Below are 20,070 nucleotides of genomic sequence, written 5' to 3'. Positions count from 1 at the left end.
CGACGCTCAAATTAGAAGCCCATAACGATTGCTCGTTATGGGCTTTGTTTCATTACCTGACCGGCCGGTGCATGGCGTGCAGCGCGACTGGAAGCCAATCGGGCGCCACAGTCACAACGTCAACCACGCGAAACCTTCGCTCTGCGACGCAACCACCACCTCCGTGGGAGCCGCGTCAAGCACGCCCGCCAGCGCCGCCTGCGCAAGTTCCGGCAGATTGTTCTGCTGGCTCAGATGCGCCGCGACCAGATGCTGCAAGCGCGAGCGGTCGAGCGACGCCAGGATTTCAGCCGCCGCGTGATTGTTCAGATGCCCGTGATTGCCGCCGATACGGGCCTTCAGCGACGGCGGATAACGACTGCCCGCGAGCATCTGCACGTCGTGATTGCATTCGAGCACGAGCGCGTCGCAGCCACTTAGCACCGCGCTGATATGCGGCGTGGAGGTGCCCACGTCGGTGAGCACGCCAAGCCGGCTCGCGCCGTTCGAGAACACGTATTGCAGCGGTTCGCGGGCGTCGTGCGGAACGGTATAAGGGAGAATGCTGAGCTCTCCGATCGCTACCGCCTCGTCGCCCCACAGCACCTGCAGGTCAACATCGGCTTCGTCGGCGCCCACCACGCGCGCGGTGCCCCAGCTCATGTACAGCGGAATCGACCACTTGCGCGCCAGCGTCAATGCGCTGCCGATGTGATCGCTATGTTCATGTGTAATCAGGATCGCGTCGAGGTGCTCGGCACTCGCGCCGAGCCGCGTCAGACGCCGCTCGACTTCGCGCGCGGAAAAACCGCAATCGAGCAGCACGCGCGTGGTGACCGCACCGCTGTGCGCCTCCACCAGCAGCGCGTTGCCTTCACTGCCGCTGCCGAGACTTGCGAAGCGCACGACCCGCCTAGTTCAGTTGCGCGTGCAGCAGCGACACGATGCGCTGCGCGTCCGACGACGTGTCAATCTGCCCATTCGCGTCGACGACCGCGATCTGCGTCACCGCGTCGCCCTTCGCGCGCACGTTGACGAGGAATTCCTGGCCCGGCTTGCGCGTCGAATTGCCGCTGTAGAACAGTTTGCCGAACAGGCCTTCCTTCTTCAGTTCCTGCATCGAATCCGCGTAGCGGACGTAGTAGATGCCCTTCTCGCGATCGCGGTTGTCGACCGTAAAGTTGGTGCGATCGAGCGCGAGGCCCACACGCAGCCAGGCACGGTCGAACGACTCCTGCAGATCGAGCGTCGACGCACCCGCGTTCTGCTCGATCGTGGTCGGCGCGGCGGCGGGGCGCGCGTCGGTCAGCAGCTGCTTCGACTGTGCTTCAGTCAGGCCGAATTTCTGCATCAGCTTGGCGAGAAACAGCGCCTCGAGCGCCGGATCACGCGGACGCTCTTCCCAGCGCGAAGACGTCTTGTCCTGCCCGGTCATCACCTCTTCCATCGCGCTGTGCGTGATCGAGATATCGGTCGCGCTGTCCGAACCGCGCGATACCAGCGTGCGGAAACTGTCGCGGGTGCCCGACGAATAGGCGAAGTCGATGACCTTGCCGATCGTGCGGCGGAACCAGTCGTCCGGAATGTTCGCCCGGTTTTCCGCCCAGTCGGTCGTCATGATGCCAGTGGCCGGCGCATCGGTCTTCAGCACGAAGCCGTTCTCCTGCCAGAACTCCTGCAGCTGCGGCCAGAGCTGTTCCGGGGAACGGCCGTCTACCACCAGCCAGCGACGGTCGCCGTCGCGGTCGATATGCATGCCGAGCGGATCCTGCGCGTTCGGCTGACCTTCGGTCGCGTTGCCGGCCGCCGTGACAGCGCGCGTCGGCGTGCCACCAAGCGCCAGATTGGCGGGCGGTGCCACATAGCGCTGGTCGTTCGGCGACGTGCTCAGATCGCTCGGCACGGCGAGCGGCGGCGCGCTCGAGGTCGCCTTGTAGTTGACGCGGTCGGAAGCGAACCAGTCGTTCAGCGTGTCACAGCCGGCGAGCGTCGATAGGGCAAGCGCCAGCGCCGCCATGCGGGTTGCGTGGAGGGAAAGTGCGGAACGTTTCATGAGGTCCTTCGTGATGCTGGAACGCGATGCCTCGTTCGATCTGCCGGGAACGTGGGCTGAAGCGACGTCGGTTAATGAAATGCCGGTGGCGGTCTTGCGTGGGCGGCGGGACGGTCGGCCCGTTCAGCCGAGCAGGCCCGCTTCGCGCAGCGCGCCGCGCACCATTTCGTGGTATTGCGCGTCGAGCGGCGTGAGCGGCAGGCGGATGCCGCCCTGCACACGCCCCAGTTGTTGCAGCGCCCACTTCGCCGGAATCGGATTCGCTTCGGCAAACAGGTACTTGTGCAGCGACAGGAGTTTCAGATGAATGTCGCGCGCGGTCTTCACGTCCGCGGCGAGCGCGGCCTTGCACAGTTCGCTCATTGCGCGCGGCGCGACGTTCGCGGTGACCGAAATATTGCCGTGACCGCCGAGCAGCATCAGCGCGATCGCGGTGGGGTCGTCGCCGCTATAGATGCCGAAGTACGCCGGCGCCGACTTGATCAGATGCGCGGCGCGGTCGATGTTGCCCGTGGCCTCCTTCACGCCGACGATGCCCGGCACCTGCGCGCAGCGCAGGATGGTCTCGTTGCTCATGTCGGCGACGGTGCGGCCCGGCACGTTGTACAGAATCACTGGCAGATCGACGGTTTCGGCGATCTTCGCGAAATGGCGGTAGATGCCTTCCTGGGTCGGCTTGTTGTAGTACGGCACGACCTGCAGCGTGGCATCCGCGCCGACGTCCTTCGCGTGTTGCGTGAGTTCGATCGCCTCAGCGGTGGAATTGGCACCCGCGCCCGCGATGACAGGAATGCGTCCAGCGGTGTGCTCGACCGCGGTCTTGACCATCAACACGTGTTCTTCGACCGACAGCGTGGCCGACTCGCCGCTCGTGCCGACCACGACGAGCGCATTCGTGCCTTCCTCGACGTGCCAGTCGATCAGTTTGCGAAACGCCGGCAGATCGAGGCTGCCGTCTTCGAGCATCGGAGTGATGATGGCAGGAATGCTGCCGCGGATCTGAACGCCGTCCTGGTGACCGCTGTGGTTGCCGTTAGTCATGAAACGCCATGAATATGATCAGGTAAAGCGCGATTGTAGCGGATTAGCCAGCCAACTCGTAACAAGGTGGCGCTGTTGCCCGTGCGGGATCATGCGCCCGAGCCGTTTCCCGAACCGCGCAGATGCGCTGAACGTAGGCCGGACGCGGCTCGGCGAGAAATCCGTCCTGAAATGCGATCACCCGCAGGTGGCCCCGCACGGTGTCGAGCAGCTCGCCAGGCGCGAGCAAAAACACCGGATTGGAGGGTTTGCCGACGCTTTCGTTTCCTTGCGCGAAGGTCTCGTAAACCAGTACGCCGCCGGGCGCGAGCGCGCGCAGCAACGGCGGAAAAAGCGGCCGGTGCAGGTAGTTGGTGACCACGACAGCGGCGAACGCCGCATCGGCCGGTAGTGGCCACGTCGCGCCTTCGAGATCGGCCACGAGAGGTGTGACGAGCGGCGCGTCGCGCAGCAGGTCGAGAGCAGCCGCGTCGCGATCGATCGCGGTGACCGGATGGCCGAGCGATGCAAAAAAGCGCGCGTGCCGCCCGGCCCCCGACGCGACGTCGAGCACCGCGCCGCCCGGCGCGATCAGGTGCGCCCAGTGACGCACCCAGCGCGACGGTTCACCGAGGCCATGCAAGCCACTGGTAACGGGCGTGCTCATCGCTGCGCCGCGGTGCGTCGAGTGCGCATCAGTTGTACGACAGCCCCATCGCCTCACGGACCTCGCGCATCGTTTCGGCCGCGAACCGGCGTGCCTTGTCGCAGCCATCGGCGACGATCGCGCGCAACAGCGACGGGTCGTCCATGTACTTCTGCGCGCGCTCGAGCATCGGCTGCTGCTCGCGCAGAATCCCTTCGACGACCGGCTGCTTGCAATCGAGGCAACCGATGCCTGCCGAGCGGCAGCCCTTCTGCACCCACTCGTGGGTCGCTTCGTCGGTGTAGACCTGATGCAGTTGCCACACCGGGCACTTGTCGGGATCGCCCGGATCGGTGCGGCGCACGCGCGCGGGGTCGGTCGGCATCGTGCGGACCTTCTTCGTGATGGTTTCCGCGTCTTCGCGCAGGCCGATCGTGTTGCCGTACGACTTCGACATCTTCTGGCCGTCGAGACCCGGCATGCGCGACGCCTCGGTCAGCATCGCCTGCGGTTCGACGAGGATGATCTTGCGCGAACCTTCGAGATAGCCGAACAGGCGCTCGCGATCGCTCATCGACAAGCTTTGCGATTCCTGCAGCATCGCCCGCGCGCGTTCGAGCGCTTCGTCGTCGCCTTCCTGCTGATACGCGTTGCGCAACTCGTGATACAGCTTCGAGCGCTTGCCGCCGAGCTTCTTCGCGGCTTCGTTCGCCTTCTCCTCGAAGCCCGGCTCACGGCCGTACAGGTAGTTGAAACGACGGGCGATTTCACGCGTCATCTCGACGTGCGGCACCTGGTCTTCACCGACCGGCACGAGCGAGCCGCGATACAGCAGAATGTCCGCCGCCATCAGCACCGGATAGCCGAGGAAGCCGTAGGTGGACAGGTCCCTGTCCTTCAGCTTTTCCATCTGCTCCTTGTAAGTCGGCACGCGTTCGAGCCAGCCGAGCGGCGTGCTCATGCCGAGCAGCAGCGCCAGCTCGGCATGCTCGGGCACCTTGCTCTGGATGAACAGCGTCGCCTGCGCCGGATCGATGCCGGAAGCGAGCCAGTCGATCAGCACGTCCCACACGTTCTTTTCGATCACTTCGGGCGTTTCGTAGTGCGTCGTCAGTGCGTGCCAGTCGACCACGCAGAAGAAGCACGGGTATTCGGACTGCAGCCGCACCCAGTTTTTCAGCACGCCGTGATAGTGGCCGAGGTGCAGCGACCCGGTGGGCCGCATGCCGGAGAAGATACGGTCTGGGAACATGGTTATTTAGAAAAGCGAAACAAGTGGAGTCAGAATTGCGGTGATCGCGCTATAGCCGAGCGTCACGAGTGGCCTCAACCAGAAACGCGTGAGCGTACCCGTCATCACCAGCGCCATCACGATGAAAAAGCCGTACGGCTCGAGCCGCGACAACGCAATCGATTGCTTCGGCGGCAACAGGGCCATCACCACGCGGCCGCCATCGAGCGGCGGCAGCGGAAACAGGTTCAGCACGCCGAGCACGAGATTGACGCCGACGCCCGCGCCCGCCATGCGCGTGAAAAACGGTTCGTTGACATTGAGCCCCGCGAGCGCAACGCCGAACACGCCCCAGAACAGCGCCTGGATGAAATTGCACACGGGTCCGGCCGCCGCGACCCATAGGCTGCCCCAGCGCGGGTTGCGCAGATTGCCGAACGCGACCGGCACCGGCTTCGCATAGCCGAACATGAACGCGCCGCTCGTCGCGAAGTACAGCAGCAACGGAATGGCGATCGTGCCGAGCGGATCGATGTGCCGCATCGGGTTCAGCGACACGCGGCCGAGCACGTACGCGGTGTTGTCGCCGAGCCAGCGCGCGACGTAGCCGTGCGCAGCCTCGTGCAGCGTGATCGCGAAGATCACCGGCAGCGCGTACACCGCAATCGTCTGTATCAGGGAAGAATCCATAGCTCGCTATTGTAACAATGCGCTCGCGCGTGTCTGTCTGCTTTCGTTCATGCCGCTCACGCCGTTTCCTCGAGACCGAACGGCTCGAGCGGGCCGCGCCCTGCCCGCACCAGCACCGGCTCCGAGCCGGTCAGATCGATTACGGTGGACGGCTCGCACACGCACGCGCCGCCGTCAATCACCAGATCGAGCTGCTTTTCGAGCCGCGCGCGGATTTCCTCGGGGTCGTTCAGCGGCTCTGTTTCGCCGGGCATGATCAGTGTCGAGCCGAGCAGCGGCTGGCCGAGCTCCTCGAGAATCGCGAGCGTGATCGCGTGATCCGGCACGCGCAGGCCGATCGTCTTGCGTGACGGATGCGACACGCGCCGCGGCACTTCCTTGGTGGCCTGCAGCACGAACACGTACGGACCCGGGGTCACCGACTTAAGCAGCCTGTACTGCCAGTTGTCCACCATCGCAAAATTGGCGAGCTCCGACAGATCACGCACGAGCAGCGACAGTAGTTGCTTTTCGTCGAGTCCGCGGATGCGCCGCAGGCGTTCGACCGCATCCTTGTCGTCGAGACGGCAGGCGAGCGCGTAGGTCGAATCGGTCGGCAAGGCGACCACGGCGCCGTCGTTGATGATCTGCACGGCCTGCTTGACGAGACGCGGTTGCGGATTGTCGGGGTGAAGCCGAAAGTATTGGGACATGGAGACTCATGATGGCGGCAGACGAACTGCGGCGGATGGGCTGCGGCGAGCAGAGCGCGTGCCGCATCCAGCCGGCGCGCGGTCACAGCCAGCGTTCCCAAATGGGCTTCAGATCGGCGGGCAGCGGCGGCAGTGCACCGAGTTCGATGCGGCCTTCGCCAGGCGCATGGAAATCAGAACCGCGCGAGGCCTCGAAGCCATAGCGACGCGCGACGTCCGCATATTCGCGGTACTGGTCGGGCGTGTGGCTGCCCGTCACGACCTCGATCGCCTCGCCACCGAGGTCGATGAATTCGCCAAAGAATGCGTCGAATTCGAGTTGCGAATACGCGTAACGACCGGGATGCGCGACGATCGCGACGCCGCCCGCGGCCTGGATCCAGCCGAGTGCGTCGGCGAGCTTGGCCCAGCAGTGCGCGACGTACGCCGGCTTGCCATCGCCGAGATAGCGGTCGAACACTTCCTGGGTGTTTGCGCAGTGGCCTTGCTCGACCAGGAAGCGCGCGAAATGGGTGCGCGACATCATGTCGGGATTCGACACGAAATGCAGCGCGCCCTCGTACGCGTCTGGAATGCCGAGCGTGGCCAGTTGCTCGCCGATTGCTTCGGCGCGCGCGGCGCGGCCGTCGCGCGTGCGAGCGAGACCGTCGATCAGGATCTGGCTGCCCGGATCGATGCCGAGTCCGACGATGTGCACGGTGCGCCCCGCCCACGTGACCGAAATCTCGACGCCGCTCAGGTAATTCATGCCGAGAGCCTCGGCCGCGGTGCGCGCCTCGTGCTGGCCGCCCACTTCGTCGTGATCGGTGAGCGCCCACAGCGTCACGCCGTTAGCGTGCGCGCGGCGCGCGACGTCGGCCGGCGCGAACTGGCCGTCGGAAACGGTGGAGTGGCAGTGAAGATCGGCGTTCATCGTGGTCCTGGAAGGGTTCTGCGGTCATTTTACTGCAATGCAGTAAGGGGCCGCAGGGGTATCTCGCGACGCCAGTGCCGGTTGCCGCGTTCCGCGAGGTCAAGACCAGTCAGCGCCGATCCCGCGACCTCCGGGCGACCCACGAGCGCCATTTCAAACGTAGCTTCTGGCGCGGTGTCAGGCGCAGAACCCCTCGATCAACGCGGCGATCTGCTCCGGCTGGTCGTGATGCACCATGTGCCCCGCGCCGTCGATGATCTTCTCGCACCAATCGGGAAACGCCTGGAAACGCGCCTTGAATTCGTCGAGCGGAGTGTCGCCGGCGATCTGCGCGAGCGTCGGCGAGCCGGCGGCCTCGACGTGCAGCACCTTCGCGCTGACCTTACGCCACACCGCCATCACCTCGTCGAGGCGATACAGCGTCGGGCCGCGGACCTTGTGCGCCGGATCGGCGAGCAGCATGAAGCGCCCTTCGCCATCCGGCTTCGACCAGTGCTGGGCGAGAAAGTGCGCACGCCGCGGAACGAGGCGCGGATTGGTTTTGATCAGACGCGCGGCGACCTCGTCGAGTGACGCGTAGCGCTTGAGCTGCGGTGGATCGCGCAATTCGTCGAGCCAATTGAGCAGGCGCTTCGGCGCCTGCGCCGGATGCGATGGCGCGAGCCCGAAGCCCTCCAGATCGACCACGCGCCGTACCCGCTGCGGCCGCACGCCCGCATACAGGCACACGACGTTCGCGCCCATGCTGTGACCGACGAGGTTCACCTGGCCGTCCGGCGCGTAGTGGTCGATCAGCGCGTCGAGATCGCCGAGATAATCCTGCACCCAGTAGCTGCCGCCGCCGCGCTCGGCGACCGGCCAGTCGGACAGACCGAAGCCGCGCATGTCGGGCGCGATCACCTGCCAGTCGCCACCGAGCGCATCGACGACGAACTGGAACGACGCGCCGACGTCCATCCAGCCGTGCAGCATGAACAGTGTCCGCGCATCTGGATGGCCCCAGCGCCGCACGTGCAGCCGGACGCCGCGCACGGCAACGAACTCAGAGCGGGATGTATTCATGAACGGCGCACCGTAAAAAAGAATGGTCGTTCGATTATAGGGACAGCGGCGCAAGAAGCGGTAACGGTTTATTGACGCGATGCTCGGTCGTCCGTTGCCTGCATGGCTTGCTGTGCATCCTGACTCGCGAGCGCGGCGAGTTCGGCATCGTCGAAACCAGCGTCGCGGCGCGCTTCGAAATTGAATGGGCCACGCAGTTTCGGCGCGTGATACTGGTCGGCGAGACGCAGATAGGTGTGGTGCGGATCGAGACCGTCCGCTTCGCACAGGTGACGAAACCAGCGGTTGCCGATCAGCACGTGGCCGATTTCATCGCGCAGGATCACGTCGAGAATCGCCGCCGACGCGTGATCGCCGGCCTGCTGCAGACGCGCGCGGATCGGCGGCGACGCGTCGAGGCCGCGCGCTTCGAGCGTACGCGGCACGAGCGCCATGCGCGCGAGCACGTCGCCACGGGTGCGCTCGCACATGTCCCATAGGCCGCCGTGCGCCGGGAAGTCGCCGTACGCGTGGCCATATTCGGCGAGACGCGCGGCGAGCAGCGAGTAGTGATACGCCTCTTCGGCGGCGACCTTGAGCCAGTCGGTATAGAACCCGGCGGGCATACCGGGGAAACGCCAGACGGCGTCGAGCGCCAGATTGATCGCATTGAACTCGATGTGCGCGAGGGCGTGGAGCAACACCGCGCGGCCCTGCGGCGACTGCATGCTGCGTCGACCGAGTTGGCGCGGTTCGACCAGGTCGGGCCGTTCGGGGCGGCCCGGCAGGCCAGCGGGCTCGGCGAGATCGAGGCCGGAGTCACAGAGCGCGCGACCGTCGAGTACCGCAGCGTACAGCTCGCGGGCCGCCGCGGCCTTCGCGGCCGGATGCCGCTCGCGCAACGCCGCGAGCGCGGCGCGGCGCGCGCACGGCGGCTCGTCGTGAGAATTCGACGCGGGAGAAGCGACAGAGACGGGCGAAGCGGCGGACGTCATGACAAACGGATCGGCGATGGAAGCGGTAAAGACGGCGGACAGACGGCGGCTGAGCCGCGCGCGAGCGGCCAAGCGGCTCAAGCACACAACCGTTTACAATACTCGATTCGACCATCCGGCGCGCGCTTTCGGGCACGCCCGTCAGTTGGCGACGCAAGACCGCCAGCTTCGCACCGCGCCGGGTGCACGCCGCCCTGCCCGTGCGTGGCAACCGATCAGACCATCACCGTGCACAGGATCGGAGTCACCGAAGGCCCGGCTCTGACCAACAAGGAGACGTTGTGACGATTTACAAGCTGGGCGAAGCCGCCCCGATCATTCATGAAAGCGTGTTTGTCGCGGATTCGGCGAACATCATCGGCAACGTAACGCTCGAGGAGAACGCGAGCGTGTGGTTCGGCGCGACACTGCGCGGCGACAATGAGCCGATCACGATCGGCGCCGGCAGCAACGTGCAGGAAAGCGCGGTGCTGCACACCGACCCCGGCTATCCGCTGAAGGTCGAGTCGAACGTGACGATCGGCCATCAGGCGATGCTGCACGGCTGCACGATCAAGGAAGGTGCGTTGATCGGAATTCAGGCGGTGGTCTTAAATGGCGCGGTGATCGGCCGCAACTGTCTGGTCGGAGCGGGCGCCATCGTCACCGAGGGCAAGGTTTTTCCCGACAATACGCTGATCCTTGGCGCGCCCGCGAAGGCGGTGCGCGAACTGACGGAAGCGGATATCGCCAACATGCAGCGCGGCGCGGCAAGCTATGCCGGGCGCCGCGAGTATTTCAAGGCGCAGCTCGTACGCATCGGCTAGACGGCCGGCGCGCGGTGCGCAAAGGCGCGGCGTCATGCCGCGTCATTCCAGCGAGGAAAAGTTGTGAGCGACCAGTTGCAAAAATTCATGTTCAGCGCGGCGCCGGTGCGCGGCGAGATCGTTTCCCTGCGCAATACCTGGCAGGACGTGCTGACGCGCCGCGATTATCCGGCGCCCGTGCGAACGATTCTGGGCGAAATGATGGCCGCGTGCGCGCTGCTGTCGGCGAACCTGAAGTTCGACGGCACGCTCGTCATGCAGATTTTCGGCGATGGCCCCGTCAAGATGCTGGTCGTGCAGTGCAGCTCGAATCTGACGATGCGCGCCACCGCGAAGCTGTCCGGCGAAGCCGCCCATACGATCGACGACACGACCTCGCTCATCGATCTGGTGAACGCGAGCGGCCATGGCCGCTGCGTGATCACGCTCGACCCGACCGACAAACAGCCCGGCCAGCAGCCGTACCAGAGTATCGTGCCGCTGTCGGGCGTGAACGGACCGCTGAAGTCGATCGCCGAGGTGCTCGAGCACTATATGCATCACTCCGAGCAGCTCGACACGCGCATGTGGCTCGCAGCGAACACCGAGTGCGCGGTCGGCATGCTGCTGCAGAAGCTGCCGGGCGACGGCGGCATCGTCCCGCATCCGGGCGAGCTCGACGCGGATACGTGGGAACGCGTGTGCACGCTCGGCGGCACGCTGTCGCAGGACGAACTGCTGAAGGAAGAACCTGAGACGGTGTTCCGACGCCTGTTCTGGCAGGAAAACGTCCAGCATTTCGAGCCGGTTACCGCGCGCTTCGAATGCACGTGCTCGCGCGAAAAAGTCGGCGCGATGCTGAAGATGCTTGGCCGCGATGAAGTCGACGGCGTGATCGAGGAACGCGGCCACGTCGAGATTCACTGCGAGTTTTGTAATCAGCGCTACGAGTTCGACCCGGTCGACGTCGCGCAACTTTTCGTGACCGGCGGACTCTCACAAGGTGTGACGCCAGCGGCCGCGCAGCGGCACTAGACCGCGCTTTCGCCGAAGCGGAATACGTGCCCGTGAACTGATCGCGCTCTTCAACGCTAGTCCTGACCGCGCCGCCCCATGCCTCGTCACGGCTCGGGCGGCGCGTTGCTTTTGAGCGCGGTGTTGATACTCTGGAAGGATGCGGCGCTGTGCGTTGGAAGGCGCTTGCTCGAGCCATCGGACCGATGGAGATTCGACCATGAAGCACATGCTTTCGTTGATCCTCGCCATCCTCACGGGCAGCGCGGTGCTGGCCGGCTGCTCGATCGATCCGCCTGGCCCAGCGCCGATTCTGAGCCGTCTGCCGCCCGATCAGGCCGAAGCCATCAGCCATCAGCAGACGCTGACACCGGAGGAACGCGCGCGCTATGACGCGATCGAGCAACAGGTCATGTTCGAACAGAATCAGACGATGGCCGACGCCGCCGCCGCGCAAGCCTGGTCGCGCTATTACTCGCGTTCGCCGCCCGTGAGGTTTTCCGCGGGCTTCTCGAGCGGCGGCTGGGGACGTGGCTGGGGAACCGGGATCGGCGTCGGGTTCGGGCCGTATTGGGGCTGGTAGGCCGAACACGGCAGCATAAAAACAAAAAAGCGCGGTTCAAAATGAACCGCGCTTTTTTTGTGCCTTCCTGCGAGGCCGATGCGAATATCGAACCTCAGTGCACCGGCTTCTTCTCCTTCGCAGCCGCTGCCTTCCCGCCATGCTTGCGATCCGGCTTCGCGCGCGACTCCGGATTCGGTACCACATGCAGCGGCGCGGCCGACACCTCACCGCGCGTCGAGGTATTCACCGACGTGGTATTCGCCAACGGCAACGGCTGGTTCGGCGACACGAACTGAACGAACACTTCGCCGTCCTTGACCATGCCCATTTCGTAGCGCGCCCGCTCTTCGACCGCGGCCGTGCCATTCTGCAGGTCCTGCACTTCGCCCTGGATGCGCTCGATGCGCAGCTTCGCGTCGGCATTCTTCTGCAGTTGCTGCGCGAGTTGTCCCTGCAACTCATGCACGCGCAGCCAGCCGCCGTGCCCCCACCAGAGCGGGTACTGGATCAACGCCAGCAGAACGATCAGGACAGCAGTGACAAGCCGCATGAAGTAAGCACAATAAATACGCGCCGCCCTGCGCTATACGCAGGGCGGCGAGGTCAATCAGAAACGAAGGATAACCGGCTCATCGATCGGTGTGAACAATTTGGCGAAGGCCGCTTAGCGCAGATTGTAGAAGGCCGACTTGCCCGGATAGCTCGCGATATCGCCGAGATCTTCCTCGATACGCAGCAGCTGGTTGTACTTCGAGATGCGGTCGGAACGCGACAGCGAACCTGTCTTGATCTGGCCGGCGTTCAGACCGACGGCGATGTCCGCGATCGTCGAGTCTTCGGTTTCGCCCGAACGGTGCGAAATCACCGCCGTGTAGCCCGCGCGCTTGGCCATTTCGATCGCCGCGAAGGTTTCCGTCAGCGTGCCGATCTGGTTGATCTTGATCAGGATCGAGTTCGCGATGCCCTTCTCGATGCCTTCCTTCAGGATGCGCGTGTTCGTCACGAACAGGTCGTCGCCGACCAGCTGGACCTTGTTGCCGAGCTTGTCGGTCAGGGTCTTCCAACCTTCCCAGTCGCCCTCATGCATGCCGTCTTCGATCGACACGATCGGGAACTTGTCGGCGAGGTTCGCGAGGTAGTCCGCGAATTCCGTCGACGACAGCTGCAGGCCTTCGCCCGCGAGCTGGTATTTGCCGTCGTGGTAGAACTCGCTCGCCGCACAATCGAGCGCGAGCAGCACGTCTTCACCGGCGCGATAGCCTGCTTTCTCGATGGCTTGCAAAATGGTGGACAGACATTCCTCGTTGCTGCCGAAGTTCGGCGCGAAGCCGCCCTCGTCGCCGACTGCCGTGCTCATGCCACGATCCGACAGGATCTTCTTCAGCGCGTGGAACACTTCGGCGCCGCAGCGCAGTGCTTCGCGGAAGCTCGGCTGGCTGACCGGCACGATCATGAATTCCTGGATGTCCAGGCTATTGTTCGCGTGCGCGCCGCCGTTGACGATGTTCATCATCGGCACCGGCAATTGCATCGCGCCCGAGCCGCCGAAGTAGCGGTACAGCGGAAGGCCGGCTTCTTCAGCCGCGGCCTTCGCGACGGCCATCGACACGGCCAGCATCGCGTTCGCGCCGAGGCGCGACTTGTTGTCGGTGCCGTCGAGCTCGAGCAGCGTCTTGTCGAGGAATGCCTGCTCGGAAGCGTCGAGACCCATGATCGCTTCGGAGATTTCAGTGTTGATGTGCTCGACGGCCTTCAGCACACCCTTGCCGCCGTAGCGGCCGGCTTCGCCGTCGCGCAGTTCGATCGCTTCGCGCGAGCCGGTCGACGCGCCCGACGGCACGGCTGCGCGCCCCATCGTGCCCGACTCGAGCAGCACGTCGCATTCGACGGTGGGGTTGCCTCGCGAATCGAGAATCTCTCGACCGATGATGTCTACGATAGCACTCATGGTTTCCTCAAAGGATGACGTTGAATTCTTTACTGTGACCTTGCATCGCGCACCTGCCGGTCTCCCCGACAGACAACTCGCGCGCCGATACGTTCGACGACCACTATGCGAAAACGCCGCGGCTTGATTGTCGAGGGCAATCGTGACACGCGGCGCACACCTGAATCAGTTGAAATCGCTTTCGAGGAACGGCCCGCGCTTGACGGCCCGGTCGAGCGTGACGAGCGTCTCGAGCAGGTCGGCCATGCGATTGAGCGGCACCGCGTTCGGCCCGTCCGACTTCGCTTGCGCCGGGTTCGGGTGCGTTTCCATGAACAGACCGGCGACGCCGACCGCGACCGCGGCGCGCGCGAGCACCGGCACGAATTCGCGCTGGCCGCCCGAGCTCGTGCCCTGACCGCCCGGCAACTGCACCGAATGCGTCGCGTCGAACACGACCGGCGCGTGGGTCTCGCGCATGATCGCGAGCGAACGCATGTCCGACACGAGGTTGTTATAGCCGAACGACACGCCGCGCTCGCACGCCATGAAGCGGTCTTCGGACAGACCCGCTTCACGCGCGGCGTCGCGCGCCTTGTCGATCACGTTCTTCATGTCGTGCGGCGCGAGAAACTGGCCCTTCTTGATGTTGACTGGCTTGCCCGAGCGCGCGCACGCGTGGATGAAGTCGGTCTGACGGCACAGGAACGCGGGCGTTTGCAGCACGTCGACGACCGACGCCACCTGCTCGATCTCGTGTTCGGCGTGCACGTCGGTCAGCACCGGCAGACCGAGCTGGCGCTTCACTTCCGACAGGATGCGCAAACCTTCGTCCATGCCCAGACCGCGAAACGACTTGCCGCTGCTGCGATTGGCCTTGTCGTACGACGATTTGTAGATGAACGGAATGTTCAGCTTCGCGCAGATTTCCTTCAGGCGGCCGGCCGTGTCGATCGTCATCTGTTCGGATTCGACGACACAGGTACCGGCGATCAGGAAGAACGGCTTGTCGAGCCCGATGTCGAAATCGCCCAGTTTCATGCTTTCTCCTCGACCCTCGACTGCTGATGCGCGAGCGCCGCTTCGACGAACGACTTGAACAGCGGATGACCGTCACGCGGCGTAGACGTGAATTCAGGGTGGAACTGGACGCCGACGAACCACGGGTGCATGCTGCGCGGCAGCTCCATCATTTCCGGCAAATCCTCGCTCGGGGTACGGGCGCTAATGATGAGGCCACCGCCTTCGAGTTGGGGCACGAAACGGTTATTCACCTCATAACGGTGACGGTGGCGTTCGTTCACATCGGTGCCGTAAATCTCTTCGGCGAGCGTGCCGGGCTTGATCGGGCAGCGCTGCGAGCCGAGGCGCATCGTGCCGCCGAGATCCGACTCTTCGGTACGCTTCTCGACGCGGCCTTCGCGGTCGTACCACTCGGTGATCAGCGCGACCACGCGGTTCTTCGTTTCCTGATCGAATTCGGTGCTGTTCGCGTCCTTCAGGCCGACGACGTCGCGGGCGAATTCGATCACGGCGAGCTGCATGCCGAGGCAGATGCCGAGATACGGCACCTTCGCTTCGCGCGCATAACGGATCGCGGCGATCTTGCCTTCGGTGCCGCGACGGCCGAAGCCGCCCGGCACGAGCACCGCGTCGAGATGCTTGAGGCTCCCGACGCCTTGCGTTTCGATTTCTTCGGAGTCGATGTACTCGATATTCACGCGCGTCGACGTATGCATCGACGCATGACGCAGCGCTTCGATCAGCGACTTGTACGACTCGGTCAGATCGACGTACTTGCCGACCATGCCGATCGTCACGTCGTGCTTCGGGTTCTGCAGCTTCTCGACGAGGTCAGACCACATGGACAGGTCCGCCGCCTTCGGCGTGAGCCTGAGCTCTTCGCAGATGATCGCGTCGAGACCCTGGTCGTGCAGCATCTGCGGAATCTTGTAGATGCTGTCCGCGTCCCACACGGAAATCACCGCGTCTTCGGGCACGTTCGAGAACAGCGAGATCTTCGCGCGCTCGTCGTCCGGAATGCGGCGGTCGGCACGGCACAGCAGCACGTGCGGCAAGATACCGATTTCGCGCAGCTTCTGCACGCTGTGCTGGGTGGGCTTGGTTTTGAGTTCGCCGGCCGTGGCGACCCAGGGCACCAGCGTCAGGTGCACGAAGCACGCGCTGTTGCGGCCGAGGCGCAGGCTCATCTGGCGCGCGGCTTCGAGGAACGGCAGCGATTCGATGTCACCCACCGTGCCACCCACTTCGACGATCGCGACATCCGGCTCGCCGCACGTCGCAGACGCTGCGCCGCGCTCGACGAATGCCTGGATTTCGTTCGTGATGTGCGGGATGACCTGCACGGTCTTGCCGAGATAATCGCCGCGGCGTTCCTTGCGGATTACCGACTCGTAAATCTGGCCCGTGGTGAAGTTGTTGGCCTTGCGCATCTTCGTGCTGATGAAGCGCTCGTAGTGGCCAAGGTCGAGGTCGGTTTCCGCTCCGTCTTCCGTCACGAACACTTCGCCGTGCTGAAACGGGCTCATCGTGCCGGGGTCGACGTTGATGTAGGGATCGAGTTTGAGGAGGGTGACTTTAAGACCGCGCGATTCGAGGATCGCGGCGAGGGAAGCGGCGGCAATACCCTTGCCGAGGGAAGATACTACGCCGCCGGTGACGAAAACATATTTGGTCATCGCTGGATGCTCGCGGGAAAAACGGATTATACCGTAAAGGATGGTCCCGACCCAGCAAAAAACGGCCGACCCACGCGTGCCGATGCCGCCTCGCGTGGCAGCTGGAGCAGAGGTTTGGGGCCCGCTTCGCGCGCGCAACGTCAGGCGGTTCGCTCCAGTTCACGCAGCATGCGTTGCACTGCGCGCGCGGTTTCGATCGGCCTTTCCATCGGATACAGATGGCTGCCCTCGATCCACTCGATATGTCCGCCGGTCGCGCGTCGCGTCGCGTCGAGCCCGGCCTGGCGGATTTCCTTCGAGTGTGTCCCGGCGATGAAGCCGACCGGCACCGGCGCGCCGCGCGCGAGCCGCGCGCCGAGCGTATGCGGCAGCGTCCGGTAGATCTGGTATTCGGTGCGACGATCGAACGCGAGCACCCGGGTGCCGTCGGGCGAACTCTGCGGAATGCCGAAGTCGATGTAGTCGGACAGCATGCGCTCGTCCCAGCGGGCGAACGCGGGCTTCGAATGGAAGTGCCGCCATGCTTCGTCGCGGCTCGTCCATTGCGTGCGCCGCTTGCGCGTCGCGGCGGCGGGCGACAGCCGCTCGTCGAGCCCGGTCCATTGCGACACGCGCAGCATGCTGCTGCGCCAGCCGGCGATCACCGGCGAGTCGAGCATCACGACGCCTCTCACCCACTGCGGCTTTTTCAGCGCCGCCATCAGCGACAGATAACCGCCGAGCGAATGCCCGACGAGCCACACCGGCTGCTCGTACTTGCGGGCGATGTCGTCGAGCAGTTGCTCGACCAGATGGGGCCAGTCCTGCGTGACCGGAAAGCGCGGATCATGGCCGATCCGCTCGATCGAGCGCACGTCGTAGTCGTCGGAGAGTTCGGCGAAGATCGTCCGGTAAGTCGAGGCCGGAAAGCCGTTCGCATGCGAGAAATGGATGATGTTTTTCAACTGCGGCGATCTCCGTTGTGTTTTTTACGCGTGGGCGGTGCTTTGCCTGTGCCGCTGCTTATACCCCTGCTTGAGCCTGTTGTCTGCGCTGTTGCGCTCATCGGGCCGCGACGCGCTCATGGCTCCATCCAGTAGCGGCGCTGCGTGTCCCGATAGCGCTCGAGCGTGAGCGCGGCGCCCTCCTCACCGCGCGCGCCCGGATCGACGTCGACCCTCACGGCGCCATCGCGATCGCTGCGCCCGAGTTCGATATGACGCGCAGCGTAGCGCGCGAACACGCCCGCATTCGGATGATGGAAGCGATTCTCGTAGCCTACCTGAAATAACGCGATGGACGGATCGACAGAGTCGAGGAACGGCTCGGTCGACGACGTCTTGCTGCCATGATGCGGCACCATCAACACTTGTGCGCGCAGCATAGCGGGATCGCGCGCGAGCAGCGCGCGTTCGGTCGGCGCTTGGATGTCGGCGGTCAGCAGGGCCGTGAAACGCGGCGCGTTCGCACCGACCAACGCCGCCGCCCGGCTTGCGTTGGTGGCCGGCAACGTGCTGACCCTCAACACGCAGCAATGCTCGTTCGCCTTGCCCGTGAGTGCCCCGACGTCAGGCCACAGCACGGCGAACTCAACACCATCCCACTGCCAGCGCTGTCCCGCCACGCACGGCAGCGTCTGCGTGCCATGCTGTTTTGCCTTCGGCCACAGCGGATTGTCCGGCTCCAGAGCAGCCACCAGCTGACGCACCTCGATCGCATCGAAAACGGCAGGCGCGCCGCCCGCATGATCCGAATCTGCGTGACTGATCATCAGCGTATCGAGCGTCGTCACGCCTTGCGCCTGCAGGAACGGCACCACCACGCGCTCGCCAGCGTGGCTCGATTCCGGACCGGGACCCGCATCGAACAGCAACGCGTGATGCGCGGTCTGCACGAGCACCGACGAGCCCTGCCCGACATCGAGCGCAGTCAGACGGAACGCGCCTGATGGCTCGGCGAGTGCGCCGCTTGCGCTGGGCATCAGTAGCGGCAGCCACGACAGCGGCGCCGCCCAGCGCAGTGGCCAGCCGCGTGGCGCGAGACACCACAGCACACCGAGCGCCGCCGCGGCCAGCGCCCACGCATGCGGCTGCGGCAGCCACCACAGCGTCCAGCGCGGTCCCGACGCCAGTTGCAGGCCGGCCGCGAGACCATCGAGCAGCGTGTGCGCGGCGCGCCACGCGAACGCATCGAGCGGCGCGGGCAATGCGACGCCCGCGAGCACCGTCGGCGTGACGAGCAGGCTCACCCAGGGAATCGCGAATGCGTTCGCGAGCGGACCGGCGAGCGGAATTTGCGCGAACCAGTAGGCGGTCAGCGGCGCCAGCGCGACCGTCACCGCAAATTGCGCGTGAGCGGCGCTGCGCAATCGTTCGGCGAGTACGCGCAGACGCCGGATCGATACGGGACCCGCCGCGCTGCCCTCCTCGTCTTCATGATGATGGGACGCCAGTGGACCCCGCACGCGCGGCCGCCCCGACATCGCGAACAGGATCGCGCCGACTGCGCAAAACGACAGCCAGAATCCGGCCGACACGACCGCCCACGGATCGACCAGCAGCACGAGCCCGAGCGCCCACGCGAGCACAGTGGAGCGCGCTAGCTGCCGGCCGCCGACGAACGCCAGCGCGACGAGCGCGGCCATCCACAGCGCGCGTTGCGCTGGCACGTTGAATCCCGCGAGCGCGGCATGCAGTGTGGCGAACATCGCACCGGCCGTCACGCCGACGAACTGCGCGGGCAAGCGTAGCGGCCAGTTGTGGCCGAGCCACCCCGAACGTCGCCAGATTGCTGCCGCGAGCCAGCCGGTCAGCCCCGCGACCAGGCCGATATGCAAGCCCGAAATCGCCACCAGATGACTCGTGCCGGTGCCGCGCATCAATTGCCGGTCGGCGGGGCTCACTTCGTCCTGCGCGCCGATCGCGAGCGCGACGACGACGCCGCGATGCGGCGCATCGGCAAGCACCGTGTCGATACGCGCACGCAACCCGTCGCGCCAGCGGTCGACCAGCACGGGGAGCCCGCGCGCGTGACCGGTCAGGCGCCGCGCATGGTCCGGCACGCTCACATAGCCGGTCGCGCGGACGTTGCGCGCGAGCAGACTCGCCTCTGCATCGCGCACGCCGAAATTCGCGTTGCCGTGCGGGCGCTTCAGGCGCACGGTCAGACGCCAGCGTTCGCCCGGTTCGAGCCGCGGCGCCGCGGCGTTGCGTGCGATCCAGGCTAGCTGGATCACGCGCGGGAAAGCGGCGAGCCGCGCACCGTTCGTATCGACGTCGAACAGGAAGCGCGCGCCTTTGTCGTCACGCGTCGGCAATCCCTTGATCGTGCCGACCACCTCGATATCGCGCCCTTCCCACTCGTGCGGCAGGCTCACCGCGAGCCGCGCTTGCGCGCGCACCGCCGCGTAGCCGAAGCCGACGCAGATCGCCGCGCACCACACCGCGCCCCAACCGGCCACCCGCCGCATCCGAGCGTCGCGCCATACGCGGCTAGCGAACCGGTGCGAGAAGCCCCGCTCGTATTCGCGCTGGAGCGCCACACCGGCCGCACTGGCCGCACCGGTCGCACCTGTCACACCCGCCGCAGCCGCTCCGCCGCCACGCAAACCCCACACCGCAACGCCGGCCGCCGTGCAGCCGACCAGTATCAACGCGCACCATCCGCCTGTATCCGGCAACACCGCCTGTCGCTGCAGCCAGACCACGCCCAACGCCAACCCGCACCAGACCGCCCGCATCCGCCCTCCGTATCCGCTGGCGCCGGGCGTCGTCACCGCGCCAGCGAACGGGCAGCAGCGAGCCCGCCGGGCGTGGGGATCGCCCGACGCGAACCCTTTCGA

The 20,070-nt window shown here is 65.3% G+C and carries 19 protein-coding genes; 3 read left to right on the top strand and 16 right to left on the bottom strand.

Going from position 1 to position 20,070, the window contains the following annotated elements:
• Nucleotides 1-111: 111 nt before the first annotated feature.
• The 10 genes from OKW44_RS36850 to OKW44_RS36805 form a co-directional block, all read right to left on the bottom strand.
• The gene (locus OKW44_RS36850; protein ID WP_018417557.1) at nucleotides 112-885 is read right to left on the bottom strand and encodes an MBL fold metallo-hydrolase; all 774 of its coding nucleotides are present in this window, start codon (nucleotides 883-885) and stop codon (nucleotides 112-114) included.
• 7 nt (nucleotides 886-892) lie between these two features.
• Nucleotides 893-2,032 carry an NlpB/DapX family lipoprotein gene (bamC, locus tag OKW44_RS36845; RefSeq protein ID WP_026225298.1) on the bottom strand — a complete coding sequence of 380 codons (1,140 nt, stop codon included), beginning with the start codon at nucleotides 2,030-2,032 and terminating at the stop codon, nucleotides 893-895.
• Between the two features lie 123 nt (nucleotides 2,033-2,155).
• Nucleotides 2,156-3,073 (bottom strand): 4-hydroxy-tetrahydrodipicolinate synthase, encoded by a 918-nt coding sequence (gene dapA / locus OKW44_RS36840; RefSeq protein ID WP_018417555.1) that lies wholly within the window; start codon nucleotides 3,071-3,073, stop codon nucleotides 2,156-2,158.
• A 43-nt stretch (nucleotides 3,074-3,116) separates the two neighbouring features.
• Entirely contained in the window at nucleotides 3,117-3,719 is a 603-nt protein-coding gene (locus tag OKW44_RS36835) for a class I SAM-dependent methyltransferase (protein ID WP_018417554.1), read from the bottom strand.
• Nucleotides 3,720-3,747: 28 nt separating this feature from the next.
• On the bottom strand, nucleotides 3,748-4,950 hold the full coding sequence (locus OKW44_RS36830) for a tryptophan--tRNA ligase (protein ID WP_018417553.1): 1,203 nt from the start codon (nucleotides 4,948-4,950) through the stop codon (nucleotides 3,748-3,750).
• 6 nt (nucleotides 4,951-4,956) lie between these two features.
• On the bottom strand, nucleotides 4,957-5,619 hold the full coding sequence (locus OKW44_RS36825) for a site-2 protease family protein (protein WP_018417552.1): 663 nt from the start codon (nucleotides 5,617-5,619) through the stop codon (nucleotides 4,957-4,959).
• A gap of 56 nt (nucleotides 5,620-5,675) precedes the next feature.
• Complete coding sequence (locus OKW44_RS36820; protein WP_018417551.1) at nucleotides 5,676-6,311, bottom strand: L-threonylcarbamoyladenylate synthase; 636 nt, start codon at nucleotides 6,309-6,311, stop codon at nucleotides 5,676-5,678.
• Nucleotides 6,312-6,393: 82 nt separating this feature from the next.
• Nucleotides 6,394-7,224 carry a 3',5'-nucleoside bisphosphate phosphatase gene (locus tag OKW44_RS36815; protein WP_018417550.1) on the bottom strand — a complete coding sequence of 277 codons (831 nt, stop codon included), beginning with the start codon at nucleotides 7,222-7,224 and terminating at the stop codon, nucleotides 6,394-6,396.
• 177 nt (nucleotides 7,225-7,401) lie between these two features.
• Nucleotides 7,402-8,286, bottom strand: a complete 885-nt coding sequence (locus tag OKW44_RS36810) for an alpha/beta fold hydrolase (protein WP_018417549.1) — start codon at nucleotides 8,284-8,286, stop codon at nucleotides 7,402-7,404.
• Nucleotides 8,287-8,354: 68 nt separating this feature from the next.
• A complete protein-coding gene (locus tag OKW44_RS36805) occupies nucleotides 8,355-9,260 on the bottom strand; it encodes a ferritin-like domain-containing protein (RefSeq protein ID WP_051103743.1) in 906 nt (301 codons plus the stop codon).
• Between the two features lie 281 nt (nucleotides 9,261-9,541).
• On the opposite strand from OKW44_RS36805, the gene OKW44_RS36800 reads away from it, so the two are divergent.
• The 3 genes from OKW44_RS36800 (at nucleotide 9,542) to OKW44_RS36790 (ending at nucleotide 11,642) form a co-directional block, all read left to right on the top strand.
• Nucleotides 9,542-10,066: a gamma carbonic anhydrase family protein gene (locus OKW44_RS36800; protein ID WP_018417547.1), complete on the top strand. Its 525-nt coding sequence runs from the start codon at nucleotides 9,542-9,544 to the stop codon at nucleotides 10,064-10,066.
• A 63-nt stretch (nucleotides 10,067-10,129) separates the two neighbouring features.
• On the top strand, nucleotides 10,130-11,080 hold the full coding sequence (gene hslO, locus OKW44_RS36795; protein WP_018417546.1) for an Hsp33 family molecular chaperone HslO: 951 nt from the start codon (nucleotides 10,130-10,132) through the stop codon (nucleotides 11,078-11,080).
• Between the two features lie 199 nt (nucleotides 11,081-11,279).
• Nucleotides 11,280-11,642, top strand: a complete 363-nt coding sequence (locus OKW44_RS36790; RefSeq protein ID WP_018417545.1) for a hypothetical protein — start codon at nucleotides 11,280-11,282, stop codon at nucleotides 11,640-11,642.
• Between the two features lie 94 nt (nucleotides 11,643-11,736).
• Here OKW44_RS36790 and ftsB read toward each other — a convergent pair whose 3' ends face one another.
• The 6 genes from ftsB to OKW44_RS36760 all read right to left on the bottom strand — a co-directional run bounded on the left by ftsB (nucleotide 11,737) and on the right by OKW44_RS36760 (nucleotide 19,968).
• Nucleotides 11,737-12,174 carry a cell division protein FtsB gene (gene ftsB, locus OKW44_RS36785; protein WP_018417544.1) on the bottom strand — a complete coding sequence of 146 codons (438 nt, stop codon included), beginning with the start codon at nucleotides 12,172-12,174 and terminating at the stop codon, nucleotides 11,737-11,739.
• A gap of 114 nt (nucleotides 12,175-12,288) precedes the next feature.
• The gene (gene eno / locus OKW44_RS36780) at nucleotides 12,289-13,572 is read right to left on the bottom strand and encodes a phosphopyruvate hydratase (protein ID WP_018417543.1); all 1,284 of its coding nucleotides are present in this window, start codon (nucleotides 13,570-13,572) and stop codon (nucleotides 12,289-12,291) included.
• A gap of 165 nt (nucleotides 13,573-13,737) precedes the next feature.
• Nucleotides 13,738-14,592, bottom strand: coding sequence for a 3-deoxy-8-phosphooctulonate synthase (gene kdsA, locus OKW44_RS36775; protein WP_018417542.1), 855 nt, complete (start codon nucleotides 14,590-14,592; stop codon nucleotides 13,738-13,740).
• Nucleotides 14,589-16,250 (bottom strand): CTP synthase, encoded by a 1,662-nt coding sequence (gene pyrG, locus OKW44_RS36770; RefSeq protein ID WP_018417541.1) that lies wholly within the window; start codon nucleotides 16,248-16,250, stop codon nucleotides 14,589-14,591. The genes kdsA and pyrG overlap by 4 nt, the downstream gene beginning before the upstream one ends.
• A 140-nt stretch (nucleotides 16,251-16,390) precedes the next feature.
• Nucleotides 16,391-17,194, bottom strand: coding sequence for an alpha/beta fold hydrolase (locus OKW44_RS36765; RefSeq protein WP_018417540.1), 804 nt, complete (start codon nucleotides 17,192-17,194; stop codon nucleotides 16,391-16,393).
• A 116-nt stretch (nucleotides 17,195-17,310) separates the two neighbouring features.
• On the bottom strand, nucleotides 17,311-19,968 hold the full coding sequence (locus OKW44_RS36760; RefSeq protein ID WP_018417538.1) for a DNA internalization-related competence protein ComEC/Rec2: 2,658 nt from the start codon (nucleotides 19,966-19,968) through the stop codon (nucleotides 17,311-17,313).
• Between the last annotated feature and the right edge of the window lie 102 nt (nucleotides 19,969-20,070).

It is taken from the genome of Paraburkholderia lebeckiae (assembly GCF_050436325.1).
Lineage (GTDB): Bacteria > Pseudomonadota > Gammaproteobacteria > Burkholderiales > Burkholderiaceae > Paraburkholderia > Paraburkholderia tuberum.
Note: the sequence above shows the minus strand (reverse complement) of the source record. Positions and strands in the feature narration are given on the sequence as shown.